Origin of the sequence: Burkholderia sp. Tr-20390 (genome assembly GCF_017104595.1) — a bacterium.
Lineage (GTDB): Bacteria > Pseudomonadota > Gammaproteobacteria > Burkholderiales > Burkholderiaceae > Burkholderia.
This window is the reverse complement of sequence record NZ_JAAGPC010000083.1, coordinates 25123-39782: the sequence shown is the minus strand read 5'-3', so window position 1 is coordinate 39782 and position 14660 is coordinate 25123. Positions and strand designations below refer to the sequence as shown.

The following is a 14660-nucleotide window of genomic DNA, read 5'->3' as shown; positions in this document are numbered from 1 at the left end:
CCGCGCTGCGCGGCGCCAGCGTCGGCACGACGCTGCTGCTGGTCGCGTATGCGGCCGGCGCGGCGACGTCGCTCGGCGTCGCGCTCGTGATCGGCGGCAAGGTGTTCGCCGCGATGAAACGCTCGCTCGGCGCCGGCGAATGGATCAAGCGCGGGATCGGCGTGGCGCTGCTGGCCGGCGTCGGCGCGATCGCGCTCGGCCTCGATACGGGTGCGCTCGCGCAGTTGTCGACCGTCACGACGGGCGGCCTCGAGACGAAGCTCGTCGACCGGCTCGGCGGGCGTTCGAATGGCACACCGGGCGCACCGGCGGCGATGGCCGCGACCGGCAACGCCGCCGACAACGCGAACGGCGGCGCGATGATGGCCGCGGCGGCCGATCGCACCCAGGCCAACGGCGGGGCGATCGCCGGCGGCGCGATGATGCGCGCGGTGGATACGACGCATGCGGCTGCCGCACTGCCCGTCGAAGGCACGCTGCCGTCGCTCAACGGCGCGGTGCAGTGGCTGAACTCGCCGCCGCTGACGGCGGCCAGCCTGCGCGGCAAGGTCGTGCTGGTCGATTTCTGGACGTATTCGTGCATCAACTGCCTGCGCACGCTGCCGTACACGACCGCCTGGGCACGCAAGTACGCGCCGTACGGGCTCGTCGTGATCGGCGTGCACGCGCCGGAGTTCGCGTTCGAGCGCGACATCGGCAACGTGAAGAAGGCCGTGCACGACCTCGGCATCGACTTCCCGGTCGCGATCGACAACCGCTTCACGATCTGGCGCGCGTTCAACAACGAATACTGGCCCGCGCACTACTTCGTCGACGCGCAGGGGCGCGTGCGCCGCCACCACTTCGGCGAAGGCGAATACGCGGAATCGGAGCGCGCGATCCAGTCGCTGCTCGCCGAGGCCGGCCATCCGGAAGCGCTGAACGTGCCGATCGGGCTCGCCGGTGCGCCCGCGAAGGGGGCGCTCGCCGCGGCCGACAGCGCGGACGTCCGCTCGCCCGAGACCTACGTCGGCTACGCACGCGCCGAGGACTTCATGTCGCCGGGCGGTGTGGTCCGCGACGCGGCATACCACTACGCCGAGCCGGCCCGGCCCGATCTGAACGACTGGGGCCTCGCCGGCACGTGGCAGGTCGGCGCCGAACGCGCGACGCTCGCGGCGCCGGCCGGCCGCATCGTCTACCGCTTCCATGCACGCGACCTGCACCTGGTGCTCGGCCCCGGCGAGGACGGCAAGCCGGTGCGCTTTCGCGTGACGCTCGACGGCGCGGCGCCCGGTGCCGCGCACGGCAGCGACGTCGATGCGCAAGGCTACGGCACCGTGACCGGGCAGCGCCTGTACCAGCTGGTCCGGCAGCCCGGCGCGATCGCCGACCGTACGTTCTCGATCGAGTTTCTCGATCCCGGCGTGAATGCGTACGCGTTCACGTTCGGCTGATCCCGGCAGGACGCGGCGCACCGGCGCCGCGTCCGGGCCACCCGCTTCCCCTACCGCCTTTCGAAGGAGCACACCGTGAACACCACCTCTCCCCGCGGTCCCGCGCCGCAACGGCGCACGGCGATGCTGCGCCGCATCGGCGCCATCGCCGTCGCGGCCGCCGCCGTGTTCGGCTACCAGCGCATCGTCAATTCCGCCGAGCCGATGCGCACCGTGCCCGCCCCGACGCTCGACGAAACACCCGGCGCATCGCACGACGAGACGGCCGTGCTCGCCGGCGGCTGCTTCTGGGGCGTACAGGGCGTGTTCGAGCACGTGAAGGGCGTGAAGCAGGTCACGGCCGGCTATGCGGGCGGCGCGTCCGAAACCGCGCACTACGCGCTCGTCGGCTCGGGGCTGACCGGGCACGCGGAATCGGTTCGCATCGTCTACGACCCGACGCAGGTCACGTACGGCCGGCTGCTGCAGGTGTTCTTCTCGGTCGCGCACGATCCGACCGAGCTCAACCGGCAGGGCCCCGACGAAGGGTCGCAGTACCGGTCGGCGATCTTCCCGACCACCGCGCAGCAACGCGCGGTCGCGACCGCCTACATCGCGCAGCTTGGCACCGCGCACGTGTTTCCGGCGCCCGTCGTCACGCGCGTCGAGGACTACAAGGGGTTCTACCCGGCCGAGGCCTATCACCAGAACTACCTCGAACTGCACCCCGACGCGCCGTACATCGCGTACAACGACATGCCGAAGATCACCGGGCTGAAGCAGCACTTCCCGGCGCTGTACCGCACCGACGCGGTACTGTGGCGCGATGCGCGCTCGTGACCGGCAAGCGGCCGCGTGACGGGGTGACGGGGTGACGGCGTGGTGCCTGCCGCACCGTCCGGGCCTGTGCGGCCACCCAAAAGCGCGCCGCCTTCGACCCGGTTTGGGCTGCATCAACGAAACCGCGGCCGCCGTGCCGGGGCAAACCCGCATCGCGTCCGCCGCGGCACGCAACTTCGCGTAGACTTCTCCAGATCCCCGCCGCATCATGCGGCGCCCGGAATCCCAGTTCAGCCAGGAGACGTCACGCATGCGCGCAGTGCCCATTCCTGACAGCGGCACCCTTGTAGAACCCTCTTCCGGCGCGGCCGTGCGCGACCTGCGCCGCGTGCCGATTCACCCCGATCACTGGTACCCGCTCGCGTGGTCGCGCGAGCTGAAACGCGGCAAGACGCTCGGCGTGCGCTTCGCCGGCGATCCGATCGTGCTCGTGCGCACCGAATCCGGCGCCGTGTATGCGCTCGAGGATCGTTGCGCGCACCGCCAGGTGCCGCTGCACGCGGGCGTCGTGAGCGGCGAGACGCTGCGCTGCTGCTATCACGGCTGGACCTACGCGTGCGACAGCGGCCGCTGCGTCGACGTGCCGTACCTCGGCCGCGAGCGCCTGCCCAACGGCGTGCGCGCGTATCCGTGCCGCGAAGCGCACGGGCTGATCTTCGTGTTCCCGGGCGATGCGACGCTCGCCGACACCCGGCCGTTCCCCGCGCTCGAATCGGCGGACAATCGTGCATACAAGACGCGCCGCTTCGGCCGCGAGGTCAAGTGCCACTACTCGTTCATGCACGAGAACCTGATGGACATGAACCATCAGTTCCTGCATCGCAAGCAGATGGGGCAGATGCGCGCGCGCTCGGTGGGCCGGCGCCGCGGCGACGACTGGGTCGAGGTCGACTACACGTTCGCGCGGATGGAAGGCAAGCAGCCGGTGGGCGAAGCGCTCGTGTTCGGCGCCAGCAAGAAGCCGGCCGACCAGTCCGACAAGAGCGTGATGACGGTGCGCACCGGATACCCGTACCAGACACTGCAGATCCGCTCGAGCGAAGGCACGCTCGTGATGGACCTGTGGATCGTCTACGTGCCGCTCGACGCCGAGCAGCGTACCAACCGCACGTTCGGACTGCTGTCGATCCACAAGCCCGGCATCCCGTTCGCGCTCGATCTCGCGTGGCCGCTGCTCGTCTGGTTCACCGAGCGCATCTTCCGCGAGGATCGCTGGATCGTCGAGCGCGAGCAGGAAGCGCACGACGCCCAAGGCGCCGACTGGAACCACGAGGTGTTTCCGGTCATCAACGAGCTGCGTGACCTGCTGCGCCAATGCGGCGCGCGCACGGTGATCCCGATCCGCGACGCGCGCGACGGCGCGTGATGCGGGCGGCGCGTGACTCGAGAAGCGCGCGCCGTTACAACCGGAACGCGCCCGGCAGCAATGCATCGGCAGTCGTGACCTCGACGGCCCCTTTCAGGTTGGCCAGAATCACTTCGATGTCGGGCGTGCCGATCTCGATGATCACCTGGCGGCACGCGCCACACGGCGCGATCGGGCCGTCCGTGTCGCCCACCACCGCGAGCCGCGTGAAATCCCCCGGACGATAACCGGCGGCGATGGCCGAAAACATCGCCGTGCGTTCCGCACAATTGCAGAGTCCGTAGGACGCGTTCTCGACATTGCAGCCGTGAAAAACCGTCCCGTCGCGCGCCTGCAGCGCCGCGCCGACCTTGAAGCGCGAATACGGCGCATACGCGCGTTCGCGCGCCGCCTTCGCCGCGTCGATCAGTTCGTTTCGTTCCATCTCGTCATACCCTCGATTGTGTGCGGGGAGGTATCGGCGCGACCAAGCCCCGACCGTCGCGATACACCCGTGACGTGAAGTGAAGTGATCGCCTGTGCCCGTACCGGCGATCGATCAGCCGATCTGCTGATAAATGGTTGGCGGCGCATCACCGGTTTCGCCCAGCACGTAGCTGCGCTGGATCGCGTCCACCGCGTGCGCGGCTGCTGCGGCGTCGCGGGCATGCACGTGACCGAGCGGCTCACCGGCCTCGACACGCTGCCCGATCTCCGCGAGCGTCGTCAGGCCGACGCTATAGTCGATCGCATCCGCCGCGCGCGTGCGGCCGCCGCCGAGCGCGACGACCGCCAGCCCGAGCGCGCGGCAATCGACCCGCTGCACCACGCCGCTCGTGCGCGACGGTACCGGCACGATCACCTGCGCCCGCGCCAGATGACGCGCAGGTGCGTCGATCAGATCCGCGGGGCCGCCGAGCGCCGTGACCATCCTCGCGAAGCGTTCGGCTGCCGCACCCGTATCGAGCGCATGCTGCAACTTCGCGCGCGCTTCTGCGACGTCGCGTGCCAGCCCGCCGGTGACGAGCAACTCAGCGGAAAGCGCCATCGTGACCTCATGCAGGCGCGCCGGACGCGACTTGCCCGTCAGGTAGTCGATCGCGCACACCACTTCGAGCGCATTGCCCGCGCACGGCGCGAGCGACTGGTTCATGTCGGTGAGGATCGCGGTCGTCTTCATGCCGGCGCCGTTGCCGACGTCGACGATGCTGCGCGCCAGCTCCGCCGACTTCTCGGCGGTCGGCATGAAGGCGCCGGAGCCGACCTTGACGTCCATCACGAGCCCGTCGAGCCCGGCCGCGAGCTTCTTCGACAGGATCGACGCGGTGATCATCGCGACCGACTCGACGGTCGCCGTCACGTCGCGAATCGCATAGATGCGCATGTCGGCCGGCGCCAGCCGCGCGGTCTGCCCGATGATCGCGACGCCGACGTCGCGCACCGTGCGGCGAAACGCGTCCGTGTCGGGCGCCACGTTGTAGCCAGGAATCGCGCTGAGCTTGTCGAGCGTGCCGCCGGTGTGGCCGAGCCCGCGCCCCGAGATCATCGGCACGTAGCCGCCGCACGCGGCCACCATCGGCCCGAGCATCAGCGACACGACATCGCCGACGCCGCCGGTCGAATGCTTGTCGATCACCGGCCCGTCGAGATCCAGCGCGCGCCAGTCGAGCACGTCGCCCGAGTCGCGCTGCGCGAGCGTCAGCGCGACGCGCTCGTCGGTGCTCAGGTCGTTGAAATACACGGCCATCGCGAACGCGGCCACCTGGCCCTCGGTCACGCTGCCGTCGGTCACGCCGCGCACGAACGCGGCGATCCCGTCGCGATCGAGCGGCTGCCCGTCGCGCTTCCGGCGAATGAATTCCTGCGGTAAAAACATCGTTGCCTCTCCTCGATCGGTCGATGGCCGCTGCGGGCTCAATGCAGGGAAAAGAACAGGCCGGCGATCGCGGCGCTCATCAGGTTCGACAGCGTCGCGGCCGTCAATGCGCGCAGGCCGTGCCGCGCGACTTCCGAGCGGCGCTCGGGCGCGACCGCGCTGAAGCCGCCCGCGAGAATCGCGATCGACGAGAAGTTCGCGAAACCGCACAGCGCGAACGACACGATCGCGAGCGTCTTTGGGTCGAGCACCTGCAGGCCGGCGGCCGCGACGTGCTCGCCGCCCTTCAGGTACGGCGACAGGTCGCCATACGCGACGAACTCGTTGAAGATCAGTTTCTCGCCGATGAAGTTGCCGGCCAGCGCCGCGTCGTGCCACGGCACGCCGATGATCCACGCGAGCGGCGCGAACAGGTGGCCGATGATACCGACCAGCGTGATTTGCGGAAAGCCCGCGAACGCGGCCACGCCGCCGACGATCAGGTTCATCAGCGCGATGAGCCCCACGAACGCGATCAGCATCGCGCCGACGTTGATCGCGATTCGCAGCCCGACCGACGCGCCGGACGCCGCCGCCTCGATCACGTTGGCGGCGCGCTTGTCGTCGAAGTCGAGCCCGTCGACCACGACGCGGCTCGGCTCGACCGTCGGATACAGCAGCTTGCCGAACAGCAGCCCGCCCGGCACCGCCATGAACGACGCGGCGAGCAGGTATTCCATCCGCACGCCGAGGCCCGCGTAGCCGACCAGCACCGAGCCCGCGACCGACGCCATGCCGCTCGCCATCACCGTGAAGATCTCGGCGCTCGTCATGTTCCGCACGAACGGCTTCACGAGCGCGGGCATTTCGCTTTGCCCGAGAAAGATCGTCGCCACCGCCGAGCACGCCTCGATGCGGCTCACGCCGAGCACTTTCGCGAGCGCCGCGCCGAGGATCGCGACGATCCACTTCATCACGCCGATGTAGTACAGCACCGCGATCAGTGCGGTCACGAAGATGATCATCGGCAGCACGCGCAGGCCGAACACGAACCCGCCGTCGCCGAACAACTGGAACATCCGGCTGTCGACGAGCCCGCCGAATACGAATGCGATGCCGTGATTGCCCATGTCGAGCACGCGATTGACGCCGTTCGCGGCGCCCGCCAGCACCGCACGGCCCACCGGCACGAACAGCACCAGCGCACCGATCGCCAGCTGCGTGCACAGCGCGGCGATCAGGGTCCGGCCGCTCACCGCGCGCCGGTTGTTCGACAGCAGATAGGCAACCAGCAGCAGGAACAGCATACCCAGGAGACTGCGCAGAATATCCACCTCGTACTCCTTGCTCTCAATGTTATTGGACTGTTCGGCGGGCGGCCCGGCACGCCTGCGCAACGCCGTCGGTGGATATTACTCGCGGGCATGCACGTCGACAACGCAAACAAAATGGTCGCATTTGCGCCACGTCGCGTGTTGCTTCTACTTGCTCAGTTGTTCTACGTACCTGGAGATCGGAAAGACGAGACCGCGCCCAATTCGTCCCAAATACTGAGAGAATCGACGGGATGCGGAGAGGAAGCCGGCGCGGTGCCGGCATGACTGGGAAAGCACATTCAAACATGCGCGGGGCGTGCCGTTCCAACCGGCACGCCCCGCGCGATACAGACCGTTCAACCAGAGCGCTCGACCGGATGCGGTTCGCGCAACCGGTTCGCGATCCGCGCGGCCTCGTAGTAACTGGCCGCCGGCGGGCGCTTCAGATAGCGGCCCGCGCCGCGCACGGCGCGCAGATCGCCGTCGGCCCACGCGAGTGCGCCGCGCGTGAGCGTGTGGGTTGCGACGCCCTGCACCGTCATCCCCTCGAACACGTTGAAGTCGACCTGCTGATGATGGGTCTTCACCGAGATCGTCTTGGTCGCGGCCGGGTCCCACACGACGAGATCGGCATCGGCGCCCACCTGCACGGCGCCCTTGCGCGGATACAGGTTGAAGATCTGCGCGGCGTTCGTCGACGTGATCCGCACGAACTCGTTCGGCGTGATGCGGCCATGGTTCACGCCGTGATGCCACAGCACCGACATTCGATCCTCGACACCGCCGCAGCCGTTCGGGATCTTCGTGAAATCCTCGCGACCCATCGCCTTCTGCGATGCGCAGAACACGCAGTGGTCGGTTGCCGTCGTATGCAGCTGCCCCGCCTGCAGCCCGCGCCACAGCGCCTCGCGGTGCTCGGCCGAGCGGAACGGCGGGCTCATCACGTGCGCGGCCGCACGCGTCCAGTCCGGATCGCGATAGACGGCCTCGTCGATCACCAGGTGACCCGGCAGCACCTCGCCGAACACGCGCAGCCCTTCGCTGCGCGCTTTGGTGATCGCATCGACCGCGTCCTTCGCGGACACATGCACGATATACACCGGCACGCCGAGCACCTGCGCGATGCGGATCGCGCGGTTCGCGGCCTCGCCCTCGACCTCCGGCGGCCGCGACAGCGGATGCGCCTCCGGCCCCGTCATCCCGCGTGCGAGCAGCGCCTTCTGCAACTGGAACACGAGCTCGCCGTTCTCCGCGTGCACGGTCGGCAACGCGCCGAGTTCGAGCGCACGCGAGAAGCTGTTCACGAGCACCTCGTCGTCGGCCATGATCGCGTTCTTGTACGCCATGAAGTGCTTGAAGCTCGACACGCCGTGTTCGCGCACGAGCGTGCCCATGTCGCGGTGCACGCTCTCGTCCCACCACGTCACGGCCACGTGGAAGCCGTAGTCGGCCGCGGCCTTCTCGGCCCAGCCGCGCCACGCGTGGAATGCGTCCATCAGCGGCTGCTTCGGGCTCGGAATCACGAAGTCGATGATGCTCGTCGTGCCGCCCGCGAGCCCGGCGGCCGTGCCCGAGTAGAAATCGTCGCTCGCGGTCGTGCCCATGAACGGCAACTCCATGTGCGTATGCGGATCGATGCCGCCCGGCATCACGTACTGGCCGTGCGCATCGACGACGGTCGCGCCGGCCGGCGCGTCGATCTGCTCGGCGATCTGCAGGATCGTGCCGCCGTCCTCCGGGGCTGCGCAGAGTACGTCCGCGCGATAGGAGCGGTCCGCATCGACCACGGTGCCGCCACGAATCAGGATTGCCATGGGGTTGCCTCCTCGTTGACTGTCGGGTGCCGCATCAGGCGCGCGCGATCTGCGCGTGCTGTCCGGCACGCCACTTCATCCAGGTGCCGTACACGCATGACGCCAGCACGAGGCCGACGAACCACGCGTACGTATAAAGCGTGTTGAAGAATGCCGGCACGTTCGGAAACGACGCCGGAAAGGCCGTATGCAGGAAGCCGGGCAGGTTCGGCAGCACGCCGACCGCGAGCGCGGCCAGCGCGGCCGGGTTCCAGCCGCGCGCGTAGCTGAAGCCGCCGCGCTCGTCGAACAGCGCGCGCGTGTCGAGCCGCGTGCCGCGAATCAGGAAGTAGTCGACCATCAGGATCCCCGCCACGGGCCCGAGCAGCGCCGAATAGCCGACGAGCCAGGTGAAGATGTAGCCGTCCGTCGTCGCGAGGATCTTCCACGGCATCATCACGATCGCGATCGTCGCGGTGATCATCCCGCCGGTGCGATACGAGATCGCCTTCGGCCACAGGCTCGAGAAGTCGTAGGCCGGGCCGACGAGATTCGCGGCGAGGTTGCAGCACATCGTGTCGAGCGTGAGGATCACGAGCGCGATGCCCACGCCGATGCCCGTCATCCGGCTCGTCAGGTCGATCGGATCCCAGATCGCGTTGCCGTAGATCACGACGGTCGCCGACGTCACGACGACCGACACCACCGACAGCAGCGCCATCGGCAACGGCAGCCCGATCGACTGCCCGATCATCTGGTCGCGCTGCGAATGCGCGAAGCGCGTGAAGTCGGGGATGTTCAGCGCGAGCGTCGCCCAGAAGCCGACCATCGCGGTCAGCCCCGGCCAGAAGGTCGCCCAGAACAGCCCGGCCTTCTTGCCGCCCGCGGCGAACTGCGACGGCGCCGACAGCATCGTGCCGAAGCCGCCCGCCTTCGACGTCGCCCACCACACGAGCGCCACGCACATCACGACCTTGATCGGCGCGGACCAGCTCTCGAGCCAGCGGATCGAATCGGTGCCGTGCCAGATGAAGTAGAGCTGCAGCGCCCAGAACACGAGGAAGCACGCGAGTTGCCCGAACCCGATGCCGATGACGGGCAGCGCCGCGCCGTGCAGCGCGTTGCCGGTCAGGATGTTCAGCAGCGTATAGATCGCGCTGCCGCCGAGCCAGGTCTGGATCCCGTACCAGCCGCACGCGACGATCGCCCGCAACAGCGCCGGCAGCTTCGCGCCCTGCGTGCCGAACGACGCGCGCACGAGCACCGCGTACGGAATCCCGTGCTTCGCGCCCGCATGGCCGATCAGCAACATCGGCACGAGCACGATCAGGTTGCCGAGCAGCACGGTCATCACCGCCTGCCACGGCGACATGCCCTCCTGGATCAACCCGGCCGCCAGCATGTACGACGCGATGTTCATCACCATCCCGACCCACAGCGCCGCGAAGTGATACCACTTCCACGTGCGCTGCGCCGGCGTCGTCGGCGCGAGGTCGTCGTTGTACAGGCTGCCGCCCTGCGCCGCGGCGCTGTCGGGATCGGCGGGATTCGCTGCGTGATTCATCGAACGCACTCCACTAAAACGTCAGCGCCGGCATCAACCGATGCCGGCCCGGGTGGAACGAAAGGCGACGATGCAGGATGACCTGCCTCGCCGGACGCCGTCAAGCAGCCTTCTTCGCGTGCTTCTCGGGTGCCGCCGCGCCTGCACTCGCCCCCGCCTCCGCGCTTGCCGGATTGTTCGGATGCGTGGTCCAGTTCGCGTAGTCACCCGAATCGACACGCTCCATCGTGATGCATTGCTCGACCGGACACACATGCATGCAAAGATTGCACCCGACGCATTCCGAATCGACCACTTCGAAGTGGCGCACGCCGTCCTTCGTCGCGGTGATCGCCTGGTGCGACGTGTCCTCGCACGCGATATGGCACAGCCCGCACTGGATGCAGCGGTCCTGGTCGATGCGCGCCTTGATGTCGTACTTCAGGTTCAGGTATTTCCAGTCGGTCACGTTCGGCACCGCGCGGCCGCGAATGTCGTCGAGCGTCGCGTAGCCCTTCTCGTCCATCCAGTTCGACAATCCGTCGGCCAGGTCCGACACGATCCGGAATCCGTAATGCATCGCGGCGGTGCACACCTGCACGCTGCCGGCGCCGAGCACCATGAACTCCGCCGCGTCGCGCCATGACGAGATGCCGCCGATGCCCGAGATCGGCAGGTTCGGCGTTTCCGGGTCGCGCGCGATCTCCGCGACCATGTTCAACGCGATCGGCTTGACCGCCGGGCCGCAATAGCCGCCGTGCGTGCCCTTGCCGTCGACCGTCGGCATCGGCGCCATGTGGTCGAGATCGACCGCGACGATCGAGTTGATCGTGTTGATCAGCGACACGCCGTCCGCGCCGCCCTTGTACGCGGCACGCGAGCCCATCCGGATGTCGCTGATGTTCGGCGTGAGCTTCACGAGGCACGGCAGCTTCGTGCCTTCCTTCACCCAGCGCGTGACCATCTCCACATATTCGGGGACCTGTCCGACCGCCGCGCCCATCCCGCGCTCGCTCATCCCGTGCGGACAGCCGAAGTTCAGCTCGACCGCGTCGGCGCCCGTGTCCTCGACGAGCGGCAGGATCCATTTCCAGTCGCGCTCGTTGCACGGCACCATCAGCGACACGATCAGCGCGCGGTCCGGCCAGTCGCGCTTCACCTGCGCGATCTCTCTCAGGTTCACGTCGAGCGGACGGTCGGTGATCAGCTCGATGTTGTTCAGCCCCGCGATGCGCTGGCCGTTCCACTGCACCGCGCCATAGCGCGAACTGACGTTGACGACGTGCGGATCGAGCCCGAGCGTCTTCCAGACGACGCCGCCCCAGCCCGCCTCGAACGCGCGGTTCACGTTGTAGGCCTTGTCGGTCGGCGGCGCGGACGCCAGCCAGAAGGGGTTCGGCGAAGTGATGCCCGCGATGGTGCAGCGAAGGTCGGCCATGGTCGGCTCCGTGAGAGTGGGGTCGTGTTGGTTGTGCTCGTGGTGCGTGACGCGCGTGGCGCGCTCACGCGGCCTTCGCGTCGCGCTGCGCGAGCGTGGCGTCGATCGACGCGGCCGCGCGCTTGCCGTCCTGCACGGCCTGCACCGTGAGGTCGACGCCGCCCGTCGCCGCGCAGTCGCCGCCGGCCCACACGTCGGGCCATGCGGTGCGCCCGTCGGCGTCCACCGCGATGCGCGTGCCGTCCGCCGTCAGCAGCGCGGCGTCGAGGGCGTCCGGCACCAGCGTCTGGCCGATCGCCTTCAGCACCATGTCCGCATCGACGGTGAAGCGCTCGCCCGATGCCGCCTCGAACTCGACGCCCGTCACCTGCCCGTTCTCGCCCGCCATGCGCACCGGCTTCGCATGCGTGACGAGCGTGACGCCGCTCTTCTGCGCGAACTCGCGCTCCGCCCACGTCGCGCTCATCGCCTCCACGCCGCGCCGGTACACCATCGTCACGCGCTCGGCGCCGAGCTTGCGGCTCTGCACCGCCGCATCGATGGCCGTATTGCCGCCGCCGATCACGACCACGCGCCGCCCGACCGCCACGTTCTCCAGCGCATCGGCCTGCCGCACCTGCACGATGAAATCGACCGCGTTCATCACGCCGTTCAGTTGCTCGCCGTCGATCGACAGCGCACGCACGCCGCCGAGCCCCATCGCGAGAAACACCGCGTCGTGCTGCTCGCGCAGCGCGTCGAGCGTGATGTCGCGGCCCAGCGCGACGCCGGTTTGCAACGTGATGCCGCCCACCGACAGCAGCCACTCGACTTCACGCTGCGCGAAATCGTCGACGGTCTTGTATGCGGCGATCCCGTATTCGTTGAGGCCGCCGCCCTTCGGGCGCGCGTCGAACAGCGTGACGCGGTGCCCGGCGAGCGCGAGCCGGTGCGCGCATGCGAGCCCGGCCGGCCCCGCGCCGACCACCGCGACCTGGCGGCCCGTGTCCGGCGCGCGCGTGAAGCGCACCGCGCCGGTCTCCATCGCCCAATCCGTTGCATGCCGCTGCAGCGCGCCGATCGCGACGGGCTGCGCATCCTGGTGGTTGCGCACGCACGCGCCTTCGCACAGGATCTCGGTCGGACACACGCGAGCGCACATCCCGCCGAGCGGATTCGCCGACAGGATGTCGGTCGCGGCGCCCTTCAGGTTGCCGTTGCCGATCTTGCGGATGAAGCTCGGGATGTCGATCTGCGTCGGGCAGGCCTGCACGCACGGCGCGTCGTAGCAGTAGTGGCAGCGGCTGGCGGCGGCCGCCGCGGCAGTCGGATCGAGCAGCGGCGCGATGTCGGCGAATTCGCACGAGAGTTGCGTGGACGACAGGCGATGCGCGGCGATATCGCCGGTTGGCTGGGTGGTCATACGCGTTCCTTCGACTAGGTGGAGACAAAGCCGTCCCCGCCGGCTGTGAATGCACAGTCGGGGCGATCGTTGTTAGGAATGCTACGGTCAGGCTGTCAGGCGTCGAGCAGCCTGCCGGTTGCTACGGCCCGGGCGTCATGAAGCCGGCTCGCATGCGCGCGACAGCATCGCGTGCAGCAGCACGTTCGCGCCGGCCTCGATCCAGGCGGGCGTCGCGTCCTCGATCTCGTTGTGGCTGATGCCGTCGACACACGGCACGAACACCATCGACGTCGGCGCGACCTGCGCGAGGTAGCACGCGTCGTGGCCGGCACCGGACACGATGTCGCGATGCGAGAAGCCGAAGCGGTCGGCCGCGCTGCGCACCGCTTCCACACAGGCCGCGTCGAACGCGACCGGCTTGTAATAGAAGATCTGCTCGAGCTGGGTTTCGAGCCCGATCTCGCCGGCGATGCGCGCCACGCCGTCGCGCAACGCAGCATCCATCTTCGCGAGCACCGCGTCGTCCGGATGACGGAAATCGACGGTGAAGAACACGCGGCCCGGAATCACGTTGCGCGAGTTCGGGTAGACCTGCATCATGCCGACCGTCGCGCAGCCGAACGGCGCATGATCGAGGCCGATCCGGTTGACGAGATCGACCACGCGCGACGCGCCGAGCAGCGCATCGCGGCGCCGCGGCATCGGCGTGGGCCCCGCGTGCGCTTCCTGGCCGGTGAACGTGACCTCGTACCAGCGCTGCCCCTGCGCGTCGGTCACGACGCCGATCGTCTTGCATTCCGCTTCGAGAATCGGCCCCTGCTCGATATGCAGTTCGAACGCCGCGTGCAGCTTGCGTCCGCCGCACGGCACGTCGCCCGCGTAGCCGATCCGCGCCAGCTCCTCGCCGATCGTCTTGCCATCCACGTCCTTGCGCGACAGCCCGTATTCGAGCGAAAACACGCCCGCGAACACGCCCGACGCAACCATCGCGGGCGCGAAGCGCGAGCCTTCCTCGTTGGTCCAGATCACGACCTCGACCGGATGCTCGGTCTCGATGCCGTGATCGTTGAGACTGCGAATCACCTCGAGGCCACCGAGCACACCGTAGATGCCGTCGAAGCGGCCGCCCGTCGGCTGCGAATCCGCATGCGAGCCCGTGACGACCGGCGCCGCATCGGCCACGCGGCCCGCGCGGCGCATGAACACGTTGCCCATCGTATCGACCGTCACCGTGCAGCCGGCGGCCTTCGCCCAGCCGACGATCAGGTCGCGGCCGGCCTTGTCGAGATCGGTCAGCGCGAGGCGGCACACGCCGCCCTTCGGCGTCGCGCCGATCTTCGCGACTTCCATCAGGCTGTCCCACAACCGCTTGCCGTCGACCTTGATCGACGTGTCGAAAGCTGCCCGCTTCACTGTTTCCGATACCGCGTTCATTCGTATCGCTCCTGTGGGGTCGGTGATGTCGTCAGCCCGGTCTGTGCCGGTGCGTGTCATGCCTGTTTCGGGGCAACGCCGCCCAAGCGCGGTGCATGCCCGGTCGTTCGCGAAGATCGTCCGACGAATCGGGCCGAAAGGTTTCTGCCGCTCGTCGAATCCTGTCCGATTGGACAGGTTTTAGACGATCAAAATGACCAAATCAATCTCTTTCTTGCGTGAATGAATGGAGCGAGAAACGTGCCATCGCAACGCAGCATGGCGATGACTGCGCGAGATCGGCACGCGTGCGTTCGA

The 14660-nt window shown here is 68.4% G+C and carries 11 protein-coding genes; 3 read left to right on the top strand and 8 right to left on the bottom strand.

Features of this window, described 5'->3' with window-relative positions:
* The 3 genes from G3N98_RS22045 to G3N98_RS22035 all read left to right on the top strand — a co-directional run.
* A partial coding sequence (locus G3N98_RS22045; RefSeq protein WP_206149223.1) for a redoxin domain-containing protein occupies nt 1–1436 on the top strand: 1436 nt, incomplete at its 5' end.
* A 123-nt stretch (nt 1437–1559) separates the two neighbouring features.
* Nucleotides 1560–2255, top strand: a complete 696-nt coding sequence (gene msrA / locus G3N98_RS22040) for a peptide-methionine (S)-S-oxide reductase MsrA (RefSeq protein ID WP_206149225.1) — start codon at nt 1560–1562, stop codon at nt 2253–2255.
* Between the two features lie 250 nt (nt 2256–2505).
* Nucleotides 2506–3621 carry an aromatic ring-hydroxylating dioxygenase subunit alpha gene (locus G3N98_RS22035; protein ID WP_069250308.1) on the top strand — a complete coding sequence of 372 codons (1116 nt, stop codon included), beginning with the start codon at nt 2506–2508 and terminating at the stop codon, nt 3619–3621.
* Between the two features lie 34 nt (nt 3622–3655).
* On the opposite strand, the gene G3N98_RS22030 is transcribed toward G3N98_RS22035, so the two are convergent.
* The 8 genes from G3N98_RS22030 to G3N98_RS21995 all read right to left on the bottom strand — a co-directional run bounded on the left by G3N98_RS22030 (nt 3656) and on the right by G3N98_RS21995 (nt 14363).
* Nucleotides 3656–4045 carry a cytidine deaminase gene (locus G3N98_RS22030; protein ID WP_206149222.1) on the bottom strand — a complete coding sequence of 130 codons (390 nt, stop codon included), beginning with the start codon at nt 4043–4045 and terminating at the stop codon, nt 3656–3658.
* Between the two features lie 114 nt (nt 4046–4159).
* Nucleotides 4160–5476, bottom strand: coding sequence for a thymidine phosphorylase (deoA, locus tag G3N98_RS22025; protein WP_206149221.1), 1317 nt, complete (start codon nt 5474–5476; stop codon nt 4160–4162).
* Nucleotides 5477–5514: 38 nt separating this feature from the next.
* Complete coding sequence (locus G3N98_RS22020) at nt 5515–6789, bottom strand: NupC/NupG family nucleoside CNT transporter (protein WP_089430073.1); 1275 nt, start codon at nt 6787–6789, stop codon at nt 5515–5517.
* Between the two features lie 338 nt (nt 6790–7127).
* Complete coding sequence (gene hydA, locus G3N98_RS22015) at nt 7128–8585, bottom strand: dihydropyrimidinase (RefSeq protein WP_206149220.1); 1458 nt, start codon at nt 8583–8585, stop codon at nt 7128–7130.
* Nucleotides 8586–8619: 34 nt separating this feature from the next.
* Complete coding sequence (locus G3N98_RS22010) at nt 8620–10128, bottom strand: NCS1 family nucleobase:cation symporter-1 (RefSeq protein WP_089430072.1); 1509 nt, start codon at nt 10126–10128, stop codon at nt 8620–8622.
* Between the two features lie 100 nt (nt 10129–10228).
* A complete protein-coding gene (gene preA, locus G3N98_RS22005) occupies nt 10229–11545 on the bottom strand; it encodes an NAD-dependent dihydropyrimidine dehydrogenase subunit PreA (protein WP_206149219.1) in 1317 nt (438 codons plus the stop codon).
* A 64-nt stretch (nt 11546–11609) separates the two neighbouring features.
* Nucleotides 11610–12947, bottom strand: coding sequence for an NAD(P)-dependent oxidoreductase (locus tag G3N98_RS22000; protein ID WP_206149218.1), 1338 nt, complete (start codon nt 12945–12947; stop codon nt 11610–11612).
* A 135-nt stretch (nt 12948–13082) separates the two neighbouring features.
* Nucleotides 13083–14363 carry a Zn-dependent hydrolase gene (locus tag G3N98_RS21995; protein WP_089476572.1) on the bottom strand — a complete coding sequence of 427 codons (1281 nt, stop codon included), beginning with the start codon at nt 14361–14363 and terminating at the stop codon, nt 13083–13085.
* Nucleotides 14364–14660 lie beyond the last annotated feature (297 nt).

Excerpts from the sequence above, each read along its gene's own strand:
- msrA (WP_206149225.1), top strand. The coding sequence starts at position 1,560 with ATGCTGCGCCGCATCGGCGCCATCGCCGTCGCGGCCGCCGCCGTGTTC.
- G3N98_RS22035 (WP_069250308.1), top strand. The coding sequence starts at position 2,506 with ATGCGCGCAGTGCCCATTCCTGACAGCGGCACCCTTGTAGAACCCTCT.
- G3N98_RS22030 (WP_206149222.1), bottom strand. The coding sequence starts at position 4,045 with ATGGAACGAAACGAACTGATCGACGCGGCGAAGGCGGCGCGCGAACGC.
- deoA (WP_206149221.1), bottom strand. The coding sequence starts at position 5,476 with ATGTTTTTACCGCAGGAATTCATTCGCCGGAAGCGCGACGGGCAGCCG.
- hydA (WP_206149220.1), bottom strand. The coding sequence starts at position 8,585 with ATGGCAATCCTGATTCGTGGCGGCACCGTGGTCGATGCGGACCGCTCC.
- G3N98_RS22010 (WP_089430072.1), bottom strand. The coding sequence starts at position 10,128 with ATGAATCACGCAGCGAATCCCGCCGATCCCGACAGCGCCGCGGCGCAG.
- preA (WP_206149219.1), bottom strand. The coding sequence starts at position 11,545 with ATGGCCGACCTTCGCTGCACCATCGCGGGCATCACTTCGCCGAACCCC.
- G3N98_RS22000 (WP_206149218.1), bottom strand. The coding sequence starts at position 12,947 with ATGACCACCCAGCCAACCGGCGATATCGCCGCGCATCGCCTGTCGTCC.
- G3N98_RS21995 (WP_089476572.1), bottom strand. The coding sequence starts at position 14,363 with ATGAACGCGGTATCGGAAACAGTGAAGCGGGCAGCTTTCGACACGTCG.